General features: G+C 44.0%; 18 protein-coding genes. 3 read left to right on the forward strand and 15 right to left on the reverse strand.

The features are described 5' to 3' along the window. Positions 1–24: 24 nt before the first annotated feature. A complete protein-coding gene (locus FNL97_RS11070) occupies positions 25–732 on the reverse strand; it encodes a cytochrome c biogenesis CcdA family protein (RefSeq protein WP_015863572.1) in 708 nt (235 codons plus the stop codon). A 170-nt stretch (positions 733–902) separates the two neighbouring features. On the opposite strand from FNL97_RS11070, the gene FNL97_RS11075 reads away from it, so the two are divergent. Next, positions 903–1,079 carry an aspartyl-phosphate phosphatase Spo0E family protein gene (locus FNL97_RS11075; protein WP_015863571.1) on the forward strand — a complete coding sequence of 59 codons (177 nt, stop codon included), beginning with the start codon at positions 903–905 and terminating at the stop codon, positions 1,077–1,079. A gap of 16 nt (positions 1,080–1,095) precedes the next feature. Here FNL97_RS11075 and FNL97_RS11080 read toward each other — a convergent pair whose 3' ends face one another. The 8 genes from FNL97_RS11080 to yneA form a co-directional block, all read right to left on the reverse strand. After that, entirely contained in the window at positions 1,096–2,880 is a 1,785-nt protein-coding gene (locus FNL97_RS11080; protein WP_143415805.1) for an ABC transporter ATP-binding protein, read from the reverse strand. Next, positions 2,862–4,631, reverse strand: a complete 1,770-nt coding sequence (locus tag FNL97_RS11085; protein ID WP_015863569.1) for an ABC transporter transmembrane domain-containing protein — start codon at positions 4,629–4,631, stop codon at positions 2,862–2,864. The genes FNL97_RS11080 and FNL97_RS11085 overlap by 19 nt, the downstream gene beginning before the upstream one ends. 113 nt (positions 4,632–4,744) lie before the next feature. Further along, the gene (locus FNL97_RS11090; RefSeq protein WP_015863568.1) at positions 4,745–4,957 is read right to left on the reverse strand and encodes a YneF family protein; all 213 of its coding nucleotides are present in this window, start codon (positions 4,955–4,957) and stop codon (positions 4,745–4,747) included. A gap of 87 nt (positions 4,958–5,044) precedes the next feature. After that, positions 5,045–5,482, reverse strand: coding sequence for a sporulation inhibitor of replication protein SirA (gene sirA / locus FNL97_RS11095; protein ID WP_143415806.1), 438 nt, complete (start codon positions 5,480–5,482; stop codon positions 5,045–5,047). A gap of 156 nt (positions 5,483–5,638) precedes the next feature. Continuing rightward, complete coding sequence (gene tkt, locus FNL97_RS11100) at positions 5,639–7,645, reverse strand: transketolase (RefSeq protein WP_143415807.1); 2,007 nt, start codon at positions 7,643–7,645, stop codon at positions 5,639–5,641. 112 nt (positions 7,646–7,757) lie between these two features. Then, positions 7,758–7,988 carry a DUF896 domain-containing protein gene (locus FNL97_RS11105; RefSeq protein ID WP_143415808.1) on the reverse strand — a complete coding sequence of 77 codons (231 nt, stop codon included), beginning with the start codon at positions 7,986–7,988 and terminating at the stop codon, positions 7,758–7,760. A 206-nt stretch (positions 7,989–8,194) separates the two neighbouring features. Then, positions 8,195–8,848, reverse strand: coding sequence for a YneB family resolvase-like protein (locus FNL97_RS11110; protein ID WP_062677510.1), 654 nt, complete (start codon positions 8,846–8,848; stop codon positions 8,195–8,197). A gap of 18 nt (positions 8,849–8,866) precedes the next feature. Beyond that, a complete protein-coding gene (gene yneA / locus FNL97_RS11115; protein WP_062677509.1) occupies positions 8,867–9,172 on the reverse strand; it encodes a cell division suppressor protein YneA in 306 nt (101 codons plus the stop codon). A gap of 152 nt (positions 9,173–9,324) precedes the next feature. Here yneA and lexA point away from each other — a divergent pair, with 152 nt between their 5' ends. After that, positions 9,325–9,948 (forward strand): transcriptional repressor LexA, encoded by a 624-nt coding sequence (lexA, locus tag FNL97_RS11120; RefSeq protein ID WP_015863561.1) that lies wholly within the window; start codon positions 9,325–9,327, stop codon positions 9,946–9,948. 53 nt (positions 9,949–10,001) lie between these two features. Here the strand turns inward: lexA and glnA are convergent, their stop codons facing one another. The 4 genes from glnA to hflX all read right to left on the reverse strand — a co-directional run bounded on the left by glnA (position 10,002) and on the right by hflX (position 14,396). Further along, entirely contained in the window at positions 10,002–11,336 is a 1,335-nt protein-coding gene (gene glnA / locus FNL97_RS11125) for a type I glutamate--ammonia ligase (protein WP_143415809.1), read from the reverse strand. Between the two features lie 48 nt (positions 11,337–11,384). Beyond that, complete coding sequence (locus tag FNL97_RS11130) at positions 11,385–11,789, reverse strand: MerR family transcriptional regulator (RefSeq protein WP_062677507.1); 405 nt, start codon at positions 11,787–11,789, stop codon at positions 11,385–11,387. Positions 11,790–11,863: 74 nt separating this feature from the next. Next, positions 11,864–13,132: a methionine gamma-lyase family protein gene (locus FNL97_RS11135; RefSeq protein WP_062677506.1), complete on the reverse strand. Its 1,269-nt coding sequence runs from the start codon at positions 13,130–13,132 to the stop codon at positions 11,864–11,866. 13 nt (positions 13,133–13,145) lie between these two features. Beyond that, complete coding sequence (hflX, locus tag FNL97_RS11140; protein ID WP_143415810.1) at positions 13,146–14,396, reverse strand: GTPase HflX; 1,251 nt, start codon at positions 14,394–14,396, stop codon at positions 13,146–13,148. 177 nt (positions 14,397–14,573) lie between these two features. Here hflX and FNL97_RS11145 point away from each other — a divergent pair, with 177 nt between their 5' ends. Then, positions 14,574–15,194: a trimeric intracellular cation channel family protein gene (locus FNL97_RS11145; protein WP_143415811.1), complete on the forward strand. Its 621-nt coding sequence runs from the start codon at positions 14,574–14,576 to the stop codon at positions 15,192–15,194. Between the two features lie 33 nt (positions 15,195–15,227). On the opposite strand, the gene FNL97_RS11150 is transcribed toward FNL97_RS11145, so the two are convergent. After that, positions 15,228–16,376, reverse strand: a complete 1,149-nt coding sequence (locus FNL97_RS11150) for a thiolase family protein (protein WP_143415812.1) — start codon at positions 16,374–16,376, stop codon at positions 15,228–15,230. A gap of 18 nt (positions 16,377–16,394) precedes the next feature. Then, positions 16,395–17,246, reverse strand: a complete 852-nt coding sequence (locus FNL97_RS11155; protein ID WP_143415813.1) for a 3-hydroxyacyl-CoA dehydrogenase family protein — start codon at positions 17,244–17,246, stop codon at positions 16,395–16,397. Positions 17,247–17,265 lie beyond the last annotated feature (19 nt).

Below are 17,265 nucleotides of genomic sequence, written 5' to 3' on the forward strand. Positions count from 1 at the left end.
TACTCCCCTTAATAACAAACTAATTTAAAAGCCGGTGAATCCTCCAAAAATACTTGTCGTATACGTAATAATTTTTGTCATCCAGTCAAAAAACAGAACAACACCCATTGCAATCATCACATAACCGCCGATTTTCATCATTTTTTCACTGTGGCGACGGATCCATTGCAGCTTTCCGATAAAAAACGAAAGAATAAAAAACGGAACGGCAAATCCCAACGAATAAGCAAGCATATATAGCATTCCAGAACTTGGGTTTGTCGCCGCCAGTGCAATGACCGACACCAAAATCGGGCCAGTGCACGGAGTCCAACCAGCCGCAAAAGCCATGCCAATGATGATCGAGCCGATGTAGCCAGAAGGCCGCTCTTGAAACGAAAAACGACGATCTTTCATTAAAAAAGCCGGGTTCCATATTCCGACAATCACAAGGCCAAAAATAATAATGAGAAGCGCACCGATTTGCCGTATAAAATCTTGGTATTCACTAAACCATTTCCCAATAAGCGACGTTCCGAATCCAATCGAAATGAATATAAGAGAAAAACCGAGCAAGAAAAATAATGTATGCAATAAACTTCGCCGCTGCATCAACGCGTTCTCCGTCTTCAGCTCACTCACCGATATGCCGGTGATATACGATAAAAACGCCGGGTATAAAGGCAGACAACACGGAGAAATAAACGATAAAAAGCCGGCACCAAATGCTAAAAATAGATTGACATCGGCCATTTTTTTCAACCCCTACTTGATTTTTTATTTTTATTGTAGCAAAAATATAACTATTTAGTAACCTATGAACAGCAATGCTTTTTTCTTTTCTATTTTCCTTTTTTGAATTTATTGGTAAAATAGTATACAATACACCTGTAAAAATTTTAAAAGAAAGGACTTGTTCCTCTGTGCCGAACAAAGACATTTTAATTTTAATTGAAAAAAAGCGGATGGAATTGATCGAAGCAGTCGCAAAAAATGGATTGAACTCAACCGTGACGATTCAAGTGAGCCGGGAGCTTGATTCACTTTTAAACACGTATAACAAACAAAACTATAAGCAAAAAAGCGCTCCTCGTCCATAGCGTGAGAAGCGCTTTTTTACGCATATTCTTCGACATCTATTAGTCCGTTTTGCAATAAATACATTTTATAATATAACCCTTTTTGTGCTAGCAACTCTTGATGTGTTCCCCTCTCCACAATTTCCCCGCGATGAAGGACGAGAATTTGGTCAGCATCTTGAATCGTGGAAAGACGGTGGGCAATCGCAATCGTCGTTCGACCTTTCCGCATTTTTGCGAGCGCTTCTTGGATCGCTTCTTCTGTTTCTGTATCGATATTGGCAGTCGCTTCATCCAATACGAGTATTTTTGGATTTGCCGCAATGGTTCGGGCAAACGAAATTAACTGCCGCTGCCCACTAGAAAAAGTAGATCCTCTTTCTACTACTTGGTGATCGTATTTGTCCGGAAGTTTTTCAATAAATGAGTCCGCCTGCACGAAACGAGCAGCGCTTTTCACCTGTTCATCCGTTAAAGATTGGTTGTACATGCGAATGTTGTCTTTAATGGTTCCATAAAACAAAAATGGATCTTGTAGAACGAGGCCGATATTTTTACGGAGCTCTTCCTTCGTGTAATCGCGAATCGATACACCATCAATGAGAATATCACCGCGGTCAAATTCGTAAAACCGCATTAACAAATTAATAATCGAGCTTTTTCCGCTGCCGGTATGACCAACAAGCGCAACGGTCTCACCTGGTTTGGCGGCAAACGAAATATGCTTGAGCACATCCCGTTTTCCGTCATACGAAAAACTAACATCGCGAAACTCAATCTTACCTTCTGTAATCGATGCTTTCGATTTTTCCACGTTCTTCGGCGCTAACTCTTCATGATCAAGAAGCGCAAATACGCGTGAAGCGGAAACGATTGCCTGCTGATATAGGGAAAGACGCATCATCATTTGCGTCACTGGTTCAAAAAAACGCTCCAAATAGTTGACAAACGCATACAACACCCCGATCTCCACCGGGCTTTCCATCGCGGAAATTCCAAAAAAGCTAAGAACAACCATAATCGATACGATGTAAACGAAATCGATCGCAGGACGCAATAACAAACCGTCGATTTTAATATTTTTCATGCCTGCGGCGTAATGTTTGTCGTTAATTTGCGAGAATTCTTCGCGAAGCCGTTTTTGCTGGCGAAACACTTGAATAACTGCCATCCCTTGCAACGATTCGTTTAGTTTCGCATTTAATTCGCTGAGACGTTCACGCATGTCTTTATAAAAAATCGAGCTGTAATGACGATACAATTTCATAATCCAAATAATAACCGGCAAGATAAATAAACAATATACGGCTAGTTGTACGTTTAACGCAAACATCGCAATAAATACGCCAATCACAAATACGCCATTTTGAATAAAAGCGGCAAGTACACTAACAAACATGTCTTTGATCGCTTCCGTATCGTTCGTCACGCGTGACACAATGCTTCCGCCTGGCGTCTGATCAAAATAGCGCATCCCGAGCTCGTGCACTTTCGTAAACACGTCCATCCTTAGCGCCTGGATAACCTTTAACGCCAGTTCTTGAAATTTAACGAGTTGAAAGTAGGAAATGATCGTTTTAAGGAGCAAAACACCGATATATGCTGCCGAAAGCCAAAATAGTGGCTCAAAATCAAGGCGCTGCGGTGTTAAATAATCGTCGATAAATATTTTCACTAAATACGGTCCGATGAGTTCTCCGGCCGTTGCCAGCACAAGCAATATAAAGGCAAGCATGGTATCTTGTTTGTATAATTTCATGTACGATAACAATCTCCATAAAACTTGCCGTTGTTCTTTTGGTGTTAACGATTTATTTTCCATACTTGCCCTCCCTGTTCCACTAATGACTCAAGCTGCTGCCGTTCATACATATTGCGGTACCAGCCGCCTTCTCTCATTAGTTCTTCGTGTGTTCCCATTTGCGCGATGCACCCTTCTTCTAACACAAGAATTAAATCAGCGTGCTGAATCGCGCTAAGCCGATGTGCGGTAATAATCGTCGTTTTTCCACCGCGATTTTCTTTTAAAGCTGTCAAAATCCGCTCTTCCGTTTTAGCATCCACCGCTGATAATGAATCATCTAAAATAAGCACTTCCGGATTTAAAAGTAAAGCACGAGCGATCGAAATGCGCTGCTTTTGTCCGCCGGAAAGCGAAACTCCTCTTTCCCCAACAATCGTTTCATAGCCGTCGGCAAACTGTTCGATATCCTCGTGAATATTCGCTAATTTTGCCGCTTTTATCACATCTTCTTCACTCGCTTCCGGGCAGGCAAACGCAATATTTTCCCGCACCGTAGCAGAAAACAAAAAATGGTCTTGCGGTACATAGCCAATCGACGAACGAAGCGCATGTAATGTATATTCGCTAATTTCGTGATCTCCGAAACGAATTTCCCCATCGTATTGATCAAACTCGCGAATCAATAGCTTAAGCAGCGTCGTCTTTCCTGCCCCGGTCTTTCCGACGATGCCAAGCGTCTGACCACGCCGTAAGTGAAAGCGAATATTCCGTAAAACAGGTTTTTCTTCATTCGGATACGTAAATTGTTGAATATCGTAAACAATATCCCCTGTTGGAGGGGTAGCAATCGCATTTTCCGCCTCTTGAATTTCCTCTTTCTCGTCAAGCAGCGCACGGACACGGTCATACGATGCCCGCCCGCGCTCGACAATGTTAAACAGCCAACCAAACGCCAACATCGGCCAAATTAACAAACCGAGATACGTCGTAAACGATACGAGTTTGCCGATGGTTAATTCACCGGCAAGGACCATTTTTGCGCCGAACGTAACGGCTAAGAAAAACGAAATGCCAACGATCAATGAAATCGTCGGGTCAAATAGAGCATCGATTCTCGCAACCGCCATGTTTTTCGAAACGACATCTTCCGACTGCTTGCGAAATGATTCAATGTCGTCTTGCTCATAGCCAAACGCTTTGATTACACGAATTCCACTTATGCTTTCTTGTACTTTATCGTTTAAGGAAGAAAATGCTTCCTGCGCCTTTAAAAACCGCTGATGCAGAAGCGTGCCATAGCGGCTTGTCGCAATCGCCATAATCGGCATCGGCAATAAACTAATGATCGTTAATTTCCAACTTATCGTAAATGCCATCGTCGCCAGCACGAAACTGCCTAACGCCAATGAATCGACAAGCGTCAATATCCCGATTCCAGCTGTTTGTTGAATTGCTTGTAAATCGTTTGTCGCATGTGCCATTAAATCACCGATACGTTTCCGTTGGTAAAAAGACGGCGACATTTTCGTAAAATGGGCATACAGCTCATTGCGAAGCTGCCGCGATAACTTCACAGCCGAACCAAAAATTAAAATGCGCCACCAATAACGCAATACATATAGGACGATGGCAACAACAAGCAAAGTAACCATCCAGCGAATGAGAATTGCTTTTGTAATCGTTCCTTCTTTTATATGATCAATCATAATTCCGATGACTTTCGGCGGAATCGTTTCGAAAAAAGCAACGATCAAAAGTACAATAATTCCTGTTATATATGCTTTTTTCTCCTGACGAAAAAACCAAAATAAATCACGAAATACCGTCATCGAACCTCTCCCATCGTCACGTAAAATGCGCTATATTATTGTAGCAAAAATAAAAAAATTTTGGAAGTTTATTTAAAATAAAAAGACACTCCGTTCCGAGTGCCTGTCCGTGTTTATTTTAGCTGATTGTTCATCATTTTCATCATTTGATTAATTTTTTTCTGGGATGGTGTCATCCCCATTTGCATCATCATCATCCGAATCATTTGTTCATTAATTGGCGGGTTTTTCTTTAAATAGTTCATCATCGTTTTACGGGCAATGAAAAATCCTAGCGCTGTTCCTGCAATAAGCGCTAGAACACCAACGAGAATCGTTGTCCACATACTATTACTTCCTCCTTCATGTTGTCTATCTAACAGTGTACTAAACCATGTGGTATTATACAATATTTCCTTACAAAAATCTTTTATTTACGCAAATTTTCTTCCGTCCATCAACGGAGTCAGCCAACCATAGTCGACAAAATCGGCGCCGACCGCTAAAAAAGAAGGGGAAATTTGCGCAAGCGCGCGGCAAATGTCGTCAGCGATCGATGAACTGTCGGTGACGAGAAGCAGGCGGCGCTTTTGCACGATAAGCAGCGCTTCATCCCCGATTTCATTTTTCAATATAAACATATTTCGCTCTAAATTTTTGCCGACGCTGCCGGCAAAATATTGTTTCAATCCTAATTCCAATCGGGAAAACGATAACCGTTCGGTAATAAATTCGACTTGTTTTCGGCAAATGCTTTTCAACGGCGCTTTCGCGCATTGATGCTCACGCAATAGCCCGACAATCTTTTCCGTACGATCGCGATAATAGCTTGCCACTTCCTCATTTAGCAAATAAATCCAATAGCGTACCATTTCCCATCCCCCGTTCCTTCTATTCGTTTATTTCTATTATAAGAAAACAAAAGGGAAAAATATGTCTATTAACGGAAAATTTTTTTGCTAACATTGTCGATTTTTCACATAACAAAAGCTGTCTTCACCAAAAAAGGCGAAGACAGCTTTTTCTTGTTATTTGCCAAGCAATGCTTTTACTCGTTTGACCACATTTTCTACTGTAAATCCGTACTCTTCCATGATTTTTTCTCCTGGTGCGGAAGCTCCGAAGCGGTCGATCGCTAAAATATCGCCTTCATCACCGACATAACGCTCCCAGCCGAGCGAAGCTGCCATTTCAATCGCTAAACGTTTTTTCACTGTACGCGGAAGCACTTGTTGTTTATACTCATCCGGTTGTTTTTCAAAACGATCCCATGATGGCATGCTGATGACAGAAACGTGAATGCCTTCTTCCGCTAATGCTTGTTGTGCTTTCACCGCAAGGCTTACCTCAGATCCAGACGCAAGCAATAATGCTTCTGGATTGCCGTTTTTCGCCTCAGATAGGACATAAGCACCTTTTTTCACGCCCTCGTATGCCCGTTCTGCCGTATTCGGCAATGTTGGGACATTTTGCCGCGTTAACACTAATGCGGTCGGTTGATCGGTTGACTCTACGGCTAAACGCCATGCAGCCGCCGTTTCATTCGCATCAGCCGGGCGAATGACTGATAAATTCGGCATCGCGCGCAACGATGGCAAATGCTCAATTGGCTCATGCGTCGGCCCGTCTTCGCCAACAGCGATGCTGTCATGCGTAAGAACGTACGTCACTGGCAAGCCCATTAATGCAGCGAGACGGATGGCAGGACGCAAATAATCAGAGAAAACAAAGAACGTACCGCCGAATACTTTTAGACCGCCATGTAATGCCATTCCGTTCATTGCTGCGCCCATCGCAAATTCACGCACGCCAAACCAAATGTTTCGCCCTTCATAGCTTTCTGGAGTAAAGTTTCCGGCGCCTTTAATTAATGTTTTATTGGAACTTGCAAGGTCGGCTGAACCGCCGATCAATTGCGGAACCGTTTTAGCAATTGCGTTTAGCACTTCTCCAGAAGATGCACGTGTTGCCAGGCTTTTTCCTTCTTCATATACCGGAAGAGCTTTTTCCCATCCTTCTGGAAGTTCTCCGTTCATCGCTAATTTCAATTGTTTCGCCAAATCCGGATACGCTTTTTCGTACTGGGCAAATAGTTCATTCCATTCCGCTTCTTTTTTCTCTCCCGCTTCTTTTACTACTTGACGGAAGTGATCATATACTTCTTGCGGAACGTAAAAATCTTCTTCAAATGTCCATTTATACGCTTCTTTCGTAAGTTTTAACTCTTCCGCCCCAAGCGGAGCGCCGTGTACGTTAGATGTTCCGGCTTTATTTGGCGAACCGTAGCCAATGGTCGTTTTCACTTCAATCAATGTCGGACGAGTCGTGTCCGCTTTCGCTTCTTCAATGGCTTTAGCGATTTCCTCAATATTATTTCCATCTTCTACGCGCAAATATTGCCAGCCGTACGCTTTAAAGCGCTGTTCTACATTTTCAGAAAAGGAAAGGTTTAATTCTCCGTCAAGCGAAATATCGTTCGAGTCATAAAGAACGATAAGGCGGCCGAGTTTTAAATGTCCAGCTAATGATGCTGCTTCAGAGGCAACCCCTTCCATTAAGTCGCCATCGCCGCAAATCGCATACGTATAGTGGTTTATAATTTCAAAATTTTCCCGGTTATATGTAGCTGCTAAATGGCGCTCTGCCATTGCCATACCAACGGCCATTGCAATCCCCTGGCCGAGCGGACCAGTCGTTGCTTCTACCCCTGGTGTATGGCCATATTCTGGATGTCCTGGCGTTTTGCTGCCCCATTGACGGAATTGTTTAATATCTTCCATGGAAACATCGTAACCGCTTAAATGAAGCAGGCTGTATAACAGCATCGACCCATGCCCTGCCGATAACACGAAACGGTCGCGGTTAAACCATTTCGGATTGCTTGGATTGTGATTCATAAATTTCGTCCAAAGTGTATATGCCATCGGTGCCGCTCCCATCGGCATTCCTGGATGACCGGATTTCGCTTTCTCGATGGCATCGATCGACAATGTTCGAATCGTCGTAATCGCTAATTCTTCGATTGTATGCGTCATGTTTTTCATCCTTTCATCAACGTAGTATCAATTCTATCATATAGAAAATGAAAGGAAATGTACAACTTATTTCTTTAGTTTATAAAAGAAAGCATCTTTATGTTTATGCCTTTTAATGAAACCGGCTTTTTTGACTTTCTTTTAATTTTTTTGGTGTCACATCATTGCCATTGGGATCGATAACCGTTACGGAATGCAACATATCCTCCATCGCTTTGCGAAACACTTGGATGTATTCGCGGCGAAGCTGTTGCTGTTCAAGCTCTTCTTCTTTTGTTAAACCAGATGATTTCGCCTTTTTGGCCAACTCGTTAATTCGTGCCATTTTTTGCTTTGATAACATGTTTGCCTCCACCTATTATTGTATTGTTACGCTCTCATCTTATAGGACATAAATAGAAATCGCAACTATCTTGCTTCATCGCACGCTTGGGCATATTTTGATAAGACGTTTAAAATCCATGAATGCAAAAAGATCCGCCGCAAACGAAGAACGGATGCATCTTTATATAAAAAAGCAACGAAAAAGATTGTTTATTAACGATGCTTTCACATGGACGATGAATGAGAGTCCACATATTCTCGATAGCGGCGGTGAACGGTCGCTTTCGAAACATCGTAACCAAACCCGCGCAATGTCGCAGCAATTTCCGCAAACGTCAAACCGTTATGGCGCAGGCGGACGATTTCTTCAACAGGGAGATCGATTCGCTCCCTCCCAGCATTTTCGCCAATGTGCTTTAAATTTTGCTCAGGCCGGTACCCCTGCTCAATCGCCCGCCTCATTCCGCGCTTAATTTTTAAATTATGTATTTTCCGCTGATACTCTTCGACAATGCTAAGAATGTTTAATACCATCGAATCCGCCTCTGATAGCTGCATTTCACCGTTATGGGTGATCGTATATATTTTTACTCCCTCTTTTTGAATGCAGTGGAGAAGTGCGATTCTTGCATGGCCGCGTCCCAATCTTGTTTCATCTTGAATAAGAAGCGCATCAATCCGCTGCTCTTTCAATGTGGAAAGCAAGTCAAACACACCGTCTCTGTCTACTTCATAGCCGCTTGCTTGTTCCATAATGACTTTCACTACTTCAAAGCCGTGCTTTTCTGCAAGAAGCTCCAGTTCTTCTCTTTGGCGTTCCAGCGATGTCTCCTGCTCTCCTTTATCTGTGCTGACACGACAGTAAATAACCGCTTTCACTTTAACCACTCCATGATTTTATTTGCTGACGACTAACGATTTGTTTTCTTTTGATTTTAACACAGGAATAACGATTTTTTCACCGGCGACAATTCGCTGGCTTGACAAATGATTGACATCGATCACCCAGTTAATAAATTCCGTTGTCGAAAGTTGATGTTGTTCTTCATATTCCTTTGCCAGCTTCCATAGCGTGTCTCCCGATGCGACCGTAATTTCCATATATTTGTCTTTTTCGAGCGGTTTGTTCGCATATAAAAATCCCCCAATTACCATCAATAAGAGCGCCGAAAAAATAATATAATGCACAAACATGCGTTTCATGTTATCCCACCCCTTAAGAATATTTGTTCGGTTTTATCCTCATTATAATGAAGAACATTTGTTTGTGTCAATATAAATTTCGAACTTATGTTTGTTTTTTTAATGCCTGCATGCTATAATGTAAACAAATGATGTGGTAAGAGGTGTGTAGGATGACGAAACTATCAAAGCGGCAACAGCAAATTTTGGATTTTATTAAAAAAGAAGTAAAAACAAAGGGCTACCCTCCTTCTGTCCGCGAAATCGGCGAGGCGGTCGGACTTGCTTCCAGCTCCACCGTACACGGGCATTTAGCACGTCTCGAAAGCAAAGGATATATTCGCCGCGATCCAACAAAGCCGCGAGCCATTGAAATTTTGGATGCAGATTTTTCTGCTTCCAATCAAACAGACGATGTCATCTCCGTGCCGATCATTGGCAAAGTGACGGCCGGTCAGCCGATTACAGCCATTGAAAACATTGAAGATTATTTTCCGCTGCCAAAACGGCTCGTTTCATCGGAAGATCACGTTTTTATGCTTGAAGTGATGGGAGACAGCATGATTGAAGCAGGTATTTTAGATGGAGATTACGTGATTGTGCGCCAACAGCAATCCGCGGATAACGGAGATATCGTTGTGGCAATGACAGAAGACAATGAGGCAACGGTAAAGCGGTTTTTTAAAGAGAAAGATCATATTCGCCTGCAGCCGGAAAACTCTAATTTAGAACCAATTATCGTCCGCGATTGTACGATTCTCGGCAAAGTAATCGGCGTCTATCGCGTCATTCACTAAGCATTTATACAAACAAAGGCTATCTCGCTTCATGCGAGATAGCCTTTTGCCTTTTAATAGAGTTCCATATATTGGTCGCGTTCCCATTGGTGCACAGCAGTTCGGAACATATCCCATTCGATTTCTTTCGCTTCGACGAAATGTTCGAATAAATGTTTTCCGAGAGCTTGAACGATTACTTCATCCGATTTTAAGTTTTCGAGCGCTTCCGCCAATGTCGCTGGCAAGTCAACAATTCCTTCTTCTAGGCGTTCTTCTTTTGTCATCACGTAAATGTTGCGGTCCACTGGAGCCGGAGGAGTTAATTTGTTTTTAATTCCGTCTAGTCCAGCTGCTAACAATACCGCCATTGCCAAATAAGGGTTGGCCGATGGATCCACGCTGCGCACCTCAATGCGTGTGCTCATTCCCCGTGAAGCTGGAATACGGATCAGCGGGCTGCGGTTGCGAGCGGACCATGCAACATAACACGGCGCTTCATATCCAGGAACAAGACGTTTGTATGAGTTCACCGTTGGATTTGTCACTGCCGTAAAGTTTGGCGCATGTTTCAGCACACCAGCAATAAATTGACGCGCCGTATCGCTTAATTGCAAGTCGCCATTTGGATCGAAAAACGCGTTTTCATTATTTCTAAATAAAGATAAATTGCAGTGCATTCCAGAACCGTTAATGCCGAAGATCGGTTTTGGCATAAACGTCGCGTGAAGACCGTGTTTGCGTGCAATGGTTTTGACAACAAGCTTAAACGTTTGAATGTCGTCGCACGCTTTTACCGCATCTGCGTATTTAAAGTCAATTTCGTGCTGGCCAGGAGCTACTTCATGGTGCGAAGCTTCGATTTCAAATCCCATTTCTTCCAATTCGAGAACGATATCGCGGCGGCAGTTTTCTCCTAAGTCGGTCGGCGCCAAGTCAAAGTAACCGCCTTTATCGTTTAATTCAAGGGTAGGATGCCCTTTTTCATCGAGTTTAAATAGAAAGAATTCTGGTTCTGCACCTAGATTGAAAGCAGTAAATCCGAGCGCTTCCATTTCTTTCAGCATCCGTTTTAAGTTATAGCGCGGACACCCTTCAAACGGAGTACCATCGGCATTATAGATGTCACAAATAAAGCGGGCTACTTTTCCTTTTTCCGCCGTCCATGGGAAAATAACAAACGTATCTAAATCAGGATATAAGTACATATCGGATTCTTCGATACGGACAAATCCTTCGATGGAAGAACCGTCAAACATTATTTTGTTGTCTAGCGCTTTTTCTAGCTGGCTGATTGGAATTTCCACGTTTTTGATGGTGCCAAGAATATCGGTAAATTGCAGACGGATATACTTGACATTTTCTTCTTTGACAATGCGCATAATGTCTTCTCTTGTGTACTTTGCCATTTTCAAACTCCTCCCCGGCTCCCGATTTTTTAAAATAACGAACGATCATTAATGAAAGAAGCGAGCGAGATCCCCTTGGCGAAGTGATGCACGATGAAAACGCCCCGCTTGCATGAGTTCTGTTCGCAAAATTTCGCGCAATTCCTCATCGGATAAGCTTTGTTTCACCACTTTTTCCACCTTTTCCTCTTGTTCTTTATTCTTATCCGATTGTCGCGCTGCAAAAATTTGCTTGATGCCGGCCAAGTTTACTCCTTGATCAATCAGATCTTTAATTTCAAGAAGGCGATCGATATCGTTTAGTGAAAATAAACGGCGATTCCCTTCTGTGCGCGCTGGAGAAACAAGGCCATGCTCCTCGTAATAACGGATTTGACGGGCAGACAATTCTGTTAATTGCATCACTATCCCAATCGGAAACAATGGCATGGAACGACGAATATTGCTATTCATGCCAATTCCTCCTCGCTTATGATAATTAATTTTACATCACGTCAGAATATATGTCAATGAAATGTTAGATTTCCTTACAAAGAAATTAATTGTTTTTCCATTAACTGATCAATCGCCGTACAAATAGCAATTTTCACATGAGAATATGTTAATCCTCCTTGCACGTAAGCAACATATGGAGGCCGAATTGGACCGTCCGCAGTCAATTCAATGCTCGCTCCTTGAATAAATGTTCCCGCCGCCATAATGACGTCGTCTTCATAGCCGGGCATATAGCTTGGATACGGAGTAAAATGCGCATTGACCGGAGAGGAAAATTGAATCGCTTGGCAGAATGCGATCATTTGCTCCGGATCATCAAATTGTACTGACTGAACTAAATCCGTCCGCTTCGCATCCCAAGACGGCTGCGTGTTTAAACCAATTCGCTCAAGCATCGCCGCTGTAAAAACCGCTCCTTTTAACGCTTGGCCAACGATATGAGGAGCTAAGAAAAACCCTTGATACATTTCATGTAAGCTATATAATGTCGGGCCTGCTTCGGCGCCGATACCTGGAGAGGTCATGCGATACGCGCATGCTTGCACATATTGTTTTTTTCCAACGATATAGCCGCCCGTTTTCGCAATCCCTCCGCCGGGATTTTTAATCAGCGATCCTGCCATTAAGTCCGCCCCGACGTGGCATGGTTCTTTCTCCTCGACAAATTCGCCGTAACAATTGTCGACGAAAACAACCACATCCGGTTTGATTGCTTTCACAAACGAAATCATTTCGCGTATTTCTTCAATCGTAAATGACGGCCTCGTCGCATATCCTCTTGAACGCTGAATGCCAATCATTTTTGTCCGCTCATTAATCGCGTTTTTCACAGCATCAAAGTCAACACGCCCTTCCGCTGTCAGCGGAACGCTTTGATAGCTAATATGAAATTCTTTTAGGGAACCGACGCCGCTGCCGCGAATGCCAACAATTTCTTCTAACGTATCATACGGATTTCCTGTAATATAAAGCAGTTCATCGCCTGGCCTGAGAATACCGAATAATGCAATGGAAATCGCATGTGTTCCTGAAATAATTTGTGGACGGACAAGTCCTGCTTCACCGCCGAATACGTCCGCATATATTTGTTCGAGCGTATCGCGGCCGATGTCATCATACCCATACCCTGTTGACGGAATGAAATGGCTGTCACTCACTTTATGACGCCGGAAACTGTCTAATACCCGATATTGATTGACATCGATCCGTTCATCAATTTCTTTATGAATGGGTGCGATTTGCGCTTCGATTTCTTTCACAAGTGCAGCGATTTTTTCTCCATGTCGTAACTGTGTGAACATATGATGACCCTTTCTATTTTTGATATTGTCGCAATTGCCCATACAGCGGATGTTTTGGCATCATATAGCCTTTACATTCATACATGCTGCTTTCTACATTATAACGCAACTCTCGCAAAATCGTTTCTGCTTTTAACTGAGCAAGCAGTTTCCCTTCATTGCTCGGAATCCATATGTGATAATAAACCATTTGCTTGATCATCGTCTCTTCGATAAATTGCCGCAGCTTGTGTAAATCGTGCGCGTTAAAAGCGCTGATGATGATTGCATCTGTTTTTGTACTTGGCACAAAGTTGCGATGGGCAATATCCCGCTTGTTGTAGACGGTAATAATCGGAACGTTGGAGACGCCCAGCTCATCGAGCAATTTGTAAACTGTCTGTTCATGATTGTAATAATCCGGGTTCGATGAATCGACAACGTGCAAAATTAAGTCCGCTTCTTTTACCTCCTCAAGCGTGGAGCGAAACGCCGCTACTAACGTTGTCGGCAAATCTTGAATAAAACCGACCGTATCCGTTAAGAGCGCGGTATAGCCGCTTGGAAGTGTTATTTTTCTCGTCAGCGGGTCGAGGGTGGCAAACAATAAATTTTCTTCGAATGAATCCGCATCAGTCAAGCGATTAAACAGCGTCGATTTTCCCGCGTTCGTATAACCGACAAGAGAAATTTGAAAAACGTGATTTTTTTTGCGGCGTTCTCGGTATCGCTCGCGATGCTCGGCAACCATTTTCAATTGTGTTTTAATTTCATCGATGCGCCGATAAATATGCCGGCGGTCCGTTTCTAACTTTGTTTCCCCCGGCCCTCTTGTTCCGATCCCGCCGCCAAGGCGAGACAACTCCGTTCCTTGTCCGCTTAAACGCGGCAATAAATATTGCAATTGCGCAAGCTCTACTTGCAGTTTTCCTTCTTTGGAACGTGCGCGTTGCGCGAATATATCTAAAATAAGCTGTGTCCGGTCAATAATGCGTACGGATAGCTGCCTTGACAAGTTGCGGTTTTGGCTCGGCGATAATTCATCATTAAAAATAACGACATCTGGCTCTAATTGTTCGACAAGGTGAGCAAGTTCTTCTACTTTTCCTTTGCCGATATATGTCGCCGGGTGGATCGCCTCCCGCTTTTGCGTAACAGTCATGATGACTTCGCCGTTTGCGGTATGCACTAGCGACGCTAATTCTTCCATGGAATAAAAAAACCGCTCGTCATCGATATGGGGAAGTTGACATCCGACTAAAATCACTTTTTCACGTTCGTTCAATGCAGCACCTTCCTTCCATCAGCGTAACTCAACCTGCATCCATCATAACAAATCTTATCGCAAATCGCTATATAACAAGCATACGGCCTGTTATCATAATAAAATAATGAGGATTGATTTTCCGTTTATATGACCATACAATTGTTACCGTACAACGAGAATGAAAGGGATGCACGTATGACATGGGAAGTGTTAAGCATCATTGGCACAATTGCCTTTGCGATTAGCGGTGCGATTGTCGCTATGGAAGAAGAGTATGATTTACTTGGCGTTTACATTCTTGGCATCGTCACCGCGTTTGGCGGCGGCGCCATTCGCAATTTGTTAATCGGCGTGCCAGTATCGGCGTTATGGGAGCAAGGAACGTTGTTTCTTATCGCGTTATTGGCAATGACCATCGTTTATTTATTTCCACAAAAAACATTGGTACATTGGAAACGGTGGGGAAATTTTTTTGATGCGCTCGGCCTTTCGGCGTTTGCCATTCAAGGAGCGCTTTATGCTGTAAAAATGAACCATCCGTTAAGCGCGGTGATTGTTGCCGCGGTGCTCACGGGAAGCGGCGGCGGAATTATCCGTGACATCCTTGCCGGCAGAAAACCGCTGGTGCTTCGCGCGGAGATTTATGCGGCATGGGCGATTGTCGCCGGCGTAGCGGTCGGAACAAAACTTGCCTCCACCCCTGTCGAACTTTATATATTGTTTGTTGTTGTCACGCTTTTAAGAATTTTATCGTACACGTATAATTGGAAACTTCCGCATCGTTCATTGCGGAATCAATCGATGGATCAATCCTAAAAAGAACCGGCGCATTCATAGCGCCGGTTTTTATTACAGCCGTTCGATGATCGTTGCGGTAGCCATCCCGTGACCGATGCAAATCGTCAGCAATCCATATTTGCCGTTGCGCCGCTCGAGTTCGTAAACAAGCGATGTCATTAATTTCGCTCCGGTCGCTCCTAACGGATGGCCTAACGCGATTGCGCCGCCGTTTACGTTCACTTTGGAAAGCGGAGCGCCAATTTCTTTTTGCCACGCTAATACAACAGGGGCAAACGCTTCGTTAATTTCGATTAAGTCGATATCATCAATCGTTAATCCTGCTTTTTGAAGCACCTTTTTTGTTGCTGGAATCACACCATCAAGCATATATGTCGGATCGGAGCCGACGACTGTTTGCGCGATGATTTTCGCTTTTGGCGTAACGCCAAGCTTTCTTGCTGTTTCTCTTTCCATCAACAGCACCGCAGCTGCCCCGTCGCTCATTTGGCTCGCATTGCCTGCTGTAATTTTTCCGTTTTCCCGAAAGACAGGCCTTAGTGAAGCGAGCGCTTCTGGCGATGTATCGCGGCGCGGTCCTTCATCACTTGTTACTATTATCACGTTTCCGTCCTTATCCAAACCTTCCACGGGCACAATTTCTCGATCAAATATCCCTTGTTCTTGCGCCCGAATCGCGCGCTGATGGCTTTCGTATGCATATGCGTCCAGCTGCTCGCGCGTCAATCCGTACTTTTCGGCGATTAATTCCGCAGAAACGCCCTGATGGACAAATTCGTATTTTTCATGGAGCGACGGCGGAATCGTTTTTTCGTTTCCATCGCTTAAAATCGGCACCTTCGTCATGCTTTCGACGCCGGCAGCAATCGTAATGTCCATATCGCCGGAGCGGATTTCTTGGGCGGCGAAATGAATTGCCTGCTGCCCTGAGCCGCACATCCGGTTAATTTGCACGGCCGGCACTTCGATTGGAAATCCCGCCTCAAGCGCGGCAAGCCGCCCGATATTGTAGCCTTGCTCCGCAATCGGTGTGACACATCCCATGACAATATCTTCGACAAGCCGTTTTTCTATTCCCGCTCTTCTTACGACTTCATCGAGCACAATCGCCGCTAAATGAACGGGATGTACGTTGCGGAACACGCCGTTTCGTTTGCCGACTGGCGTGCGCACCGCTTCGACAATGACGACCTCTCTCATCCTTTTCCCTCCTTGCGCTTATTCGTTGTACGTATAAAATCCTTTGCCTGTTTTTCTTCCTAAATGCCCTGCTTCCACCAGCTTGCGCAAAATTTGCGGCGCCCGGAAGCGGTCACCGTAAGCCTCTGTCAAGTTTTCGCTAACAAACAGCATCGTATCTAATCCGACCATATCGGCTAGCTCCAGCGGTCCCATCGGATAGTTCAACCCGAGGCGAACAGCCTTATCAATATCCTCGGCGGACGCGACTCCTTCTTCATACATGCGAATACATTCGATCATATGGGCGGCAATCGCTCTTGTCGTGACAAATCCTTGCCGGTCTTTGACAATAACCGTTTCTTTGCCGATTTCTTCGGACAACTGTTGAATAACTGCTACCGTCTCTTCGGATGTCGTCTCTCCTTTAACGATTTCAATCAGCTTCATAACAGGGGCTGGATTAAACCAATGCATGCCGATCACTTTATCCGGTCTTGTCGTCGCCGCGGCAATTGCTGTCACGCTTAATTCTGATGTGTTCGTTGCTAAGATGGCCTCCCGTTTCGTATAACGGTCTAACTTCTGAAATACGTCTTTCTTTAACGATAAATCTTCCGGCACCGCTTCAATGACGACATCCGCCCCTTGCACCACTTCTTGCAAATCAGTGCCAATGCGAATGCGCTGTAACGTTTGCTCAGCATCTTGTTTAGATAATTTCCCCGCTTTCACAAACCGGTCTAGGCTTTTTTGAATCGAAGCAAGCCCTTTCTCAAGGGCCGCTTCGGAAATATCGTATAAACGGACGCTTTTTTTCGCCATCGCTACCGACTGGGCAATGCCGCTTCCCATTAATCCAGCACCAACCACTGCAATCGTCTTTGCCATAACGTCTCCTCCATTCAAA

Origin of the sequence: Geobacillus sp. E263, from assembly GCF_007197795.1 — a bacterium.
Lineage (GTDB): Bacteria > Bacillota > Bacilli > Bacillales > Anoxybacillaceae > Parageobacillus_B > Parageobacillus_B toebii.

Bases quoted from the DNA above. Each gene is read 5' to 3' on its own strand.
- FNL97_RS11070 (WP_015863572.1), bottom strand. From the start codon at position 732: ATGGCCGATGTCAATCTATTTTTAGCATTTGGTGCCGGCTTTTTATCG.
- FNL97_RS11080 (WP_143415805.1), bottom strand. From the start codon at position 2,880: ATGGAAAATAAATCGTTAACACCAAAAGAACAACGGCAAGTTTTATGG.
- FNL97_RS11085 (WP_015863569.1), bottom strand. From the start codon at position 4,631: ATGACGGTATTTCGTGATTTATTTTGGTTTTTTCGTCAGGAGAAAAAA.
- FNL97_RS11090 (WP_015863568.1), bottom strand. From the start codon at position 4,957: ATGTGGACAACGATTCTCGTTGGTGTTCTAGCGCTTATTGCAGGAACA.
- sirA (WP_143415806.1), bottom strand. From the start codon at position 5,482: ATGGTACGCTATTGGATTTATTTGCTAAATGAGGAAGTGGCAAGCTAT.
- tkt (WP_143415807.1), bottom strand. From the start codon at position 7,645: ATGACGCATACAATCGAAGAATTAGCGATTACGACGATTCGAACATTG.
- FNL97_RS11105 (WP_143415808.1), bottom strand. From the start codon at position 7,988: ATGTTATCAAAGCAAAAAATGGCACGAATTAACGAGTTGGCCAAAAAG.
- yneA (WP_062677509.1), bottom strand. From the start codon at position 9,172: ATGAAACGCATGTTTGTGCATTATATTATTTTTTCGGCGCTCTTATTG.
- lexA (WP_015863561.1), top strand. From the start codon at position 9,325: ATGACGAAACTATCAAAGCGGCAACAGCAAATTTTGGATTTTATTAAA.
- glnA (WP_143415809.1), bottom strand. From the start codon at position 11,336: ATGGCAAAGTACACAAGAGAAGACATTATGCGCATTGTCAAAGAAGAA.
- FNL97_RS11130 (WP_062677507.1), bottom strand. From the start codon at position 11,789: ATGAATAGCAATATTCGTCGTTCCATGCCATTGTTTCCGATTGGGATA.
- FNL97_RS11135 (WP_062677506.1), bottom strand. From the start codon at position 13,132: ATGTTCACACAGTTACGACATGGAGAAAAAATCGCTGCACTTGTGAAA.
- FNL97_RS11145 (WP_143415811.1), top strand. From the start codon at position 14,574: ATGACATGGGAAGTGTTAAGCATCATTGGCACAATTGCCTTTGCGATT.
- FNL97_RS11150 (WP_143415812.1), bottom strand. From the start codon at position 16,376: ATGAGAGAGGTCGTCATTGTCGAAGCGGTGCGCACGCCAGTCGGCAAA.
- FNL97_RS11155 (WP_143415813.1), bottom strand. From the start codon at position 17,246: ATGGCAAAGACGATTGCAGTGGTTGGTGCTGGATTAATGGGAAGCGGC.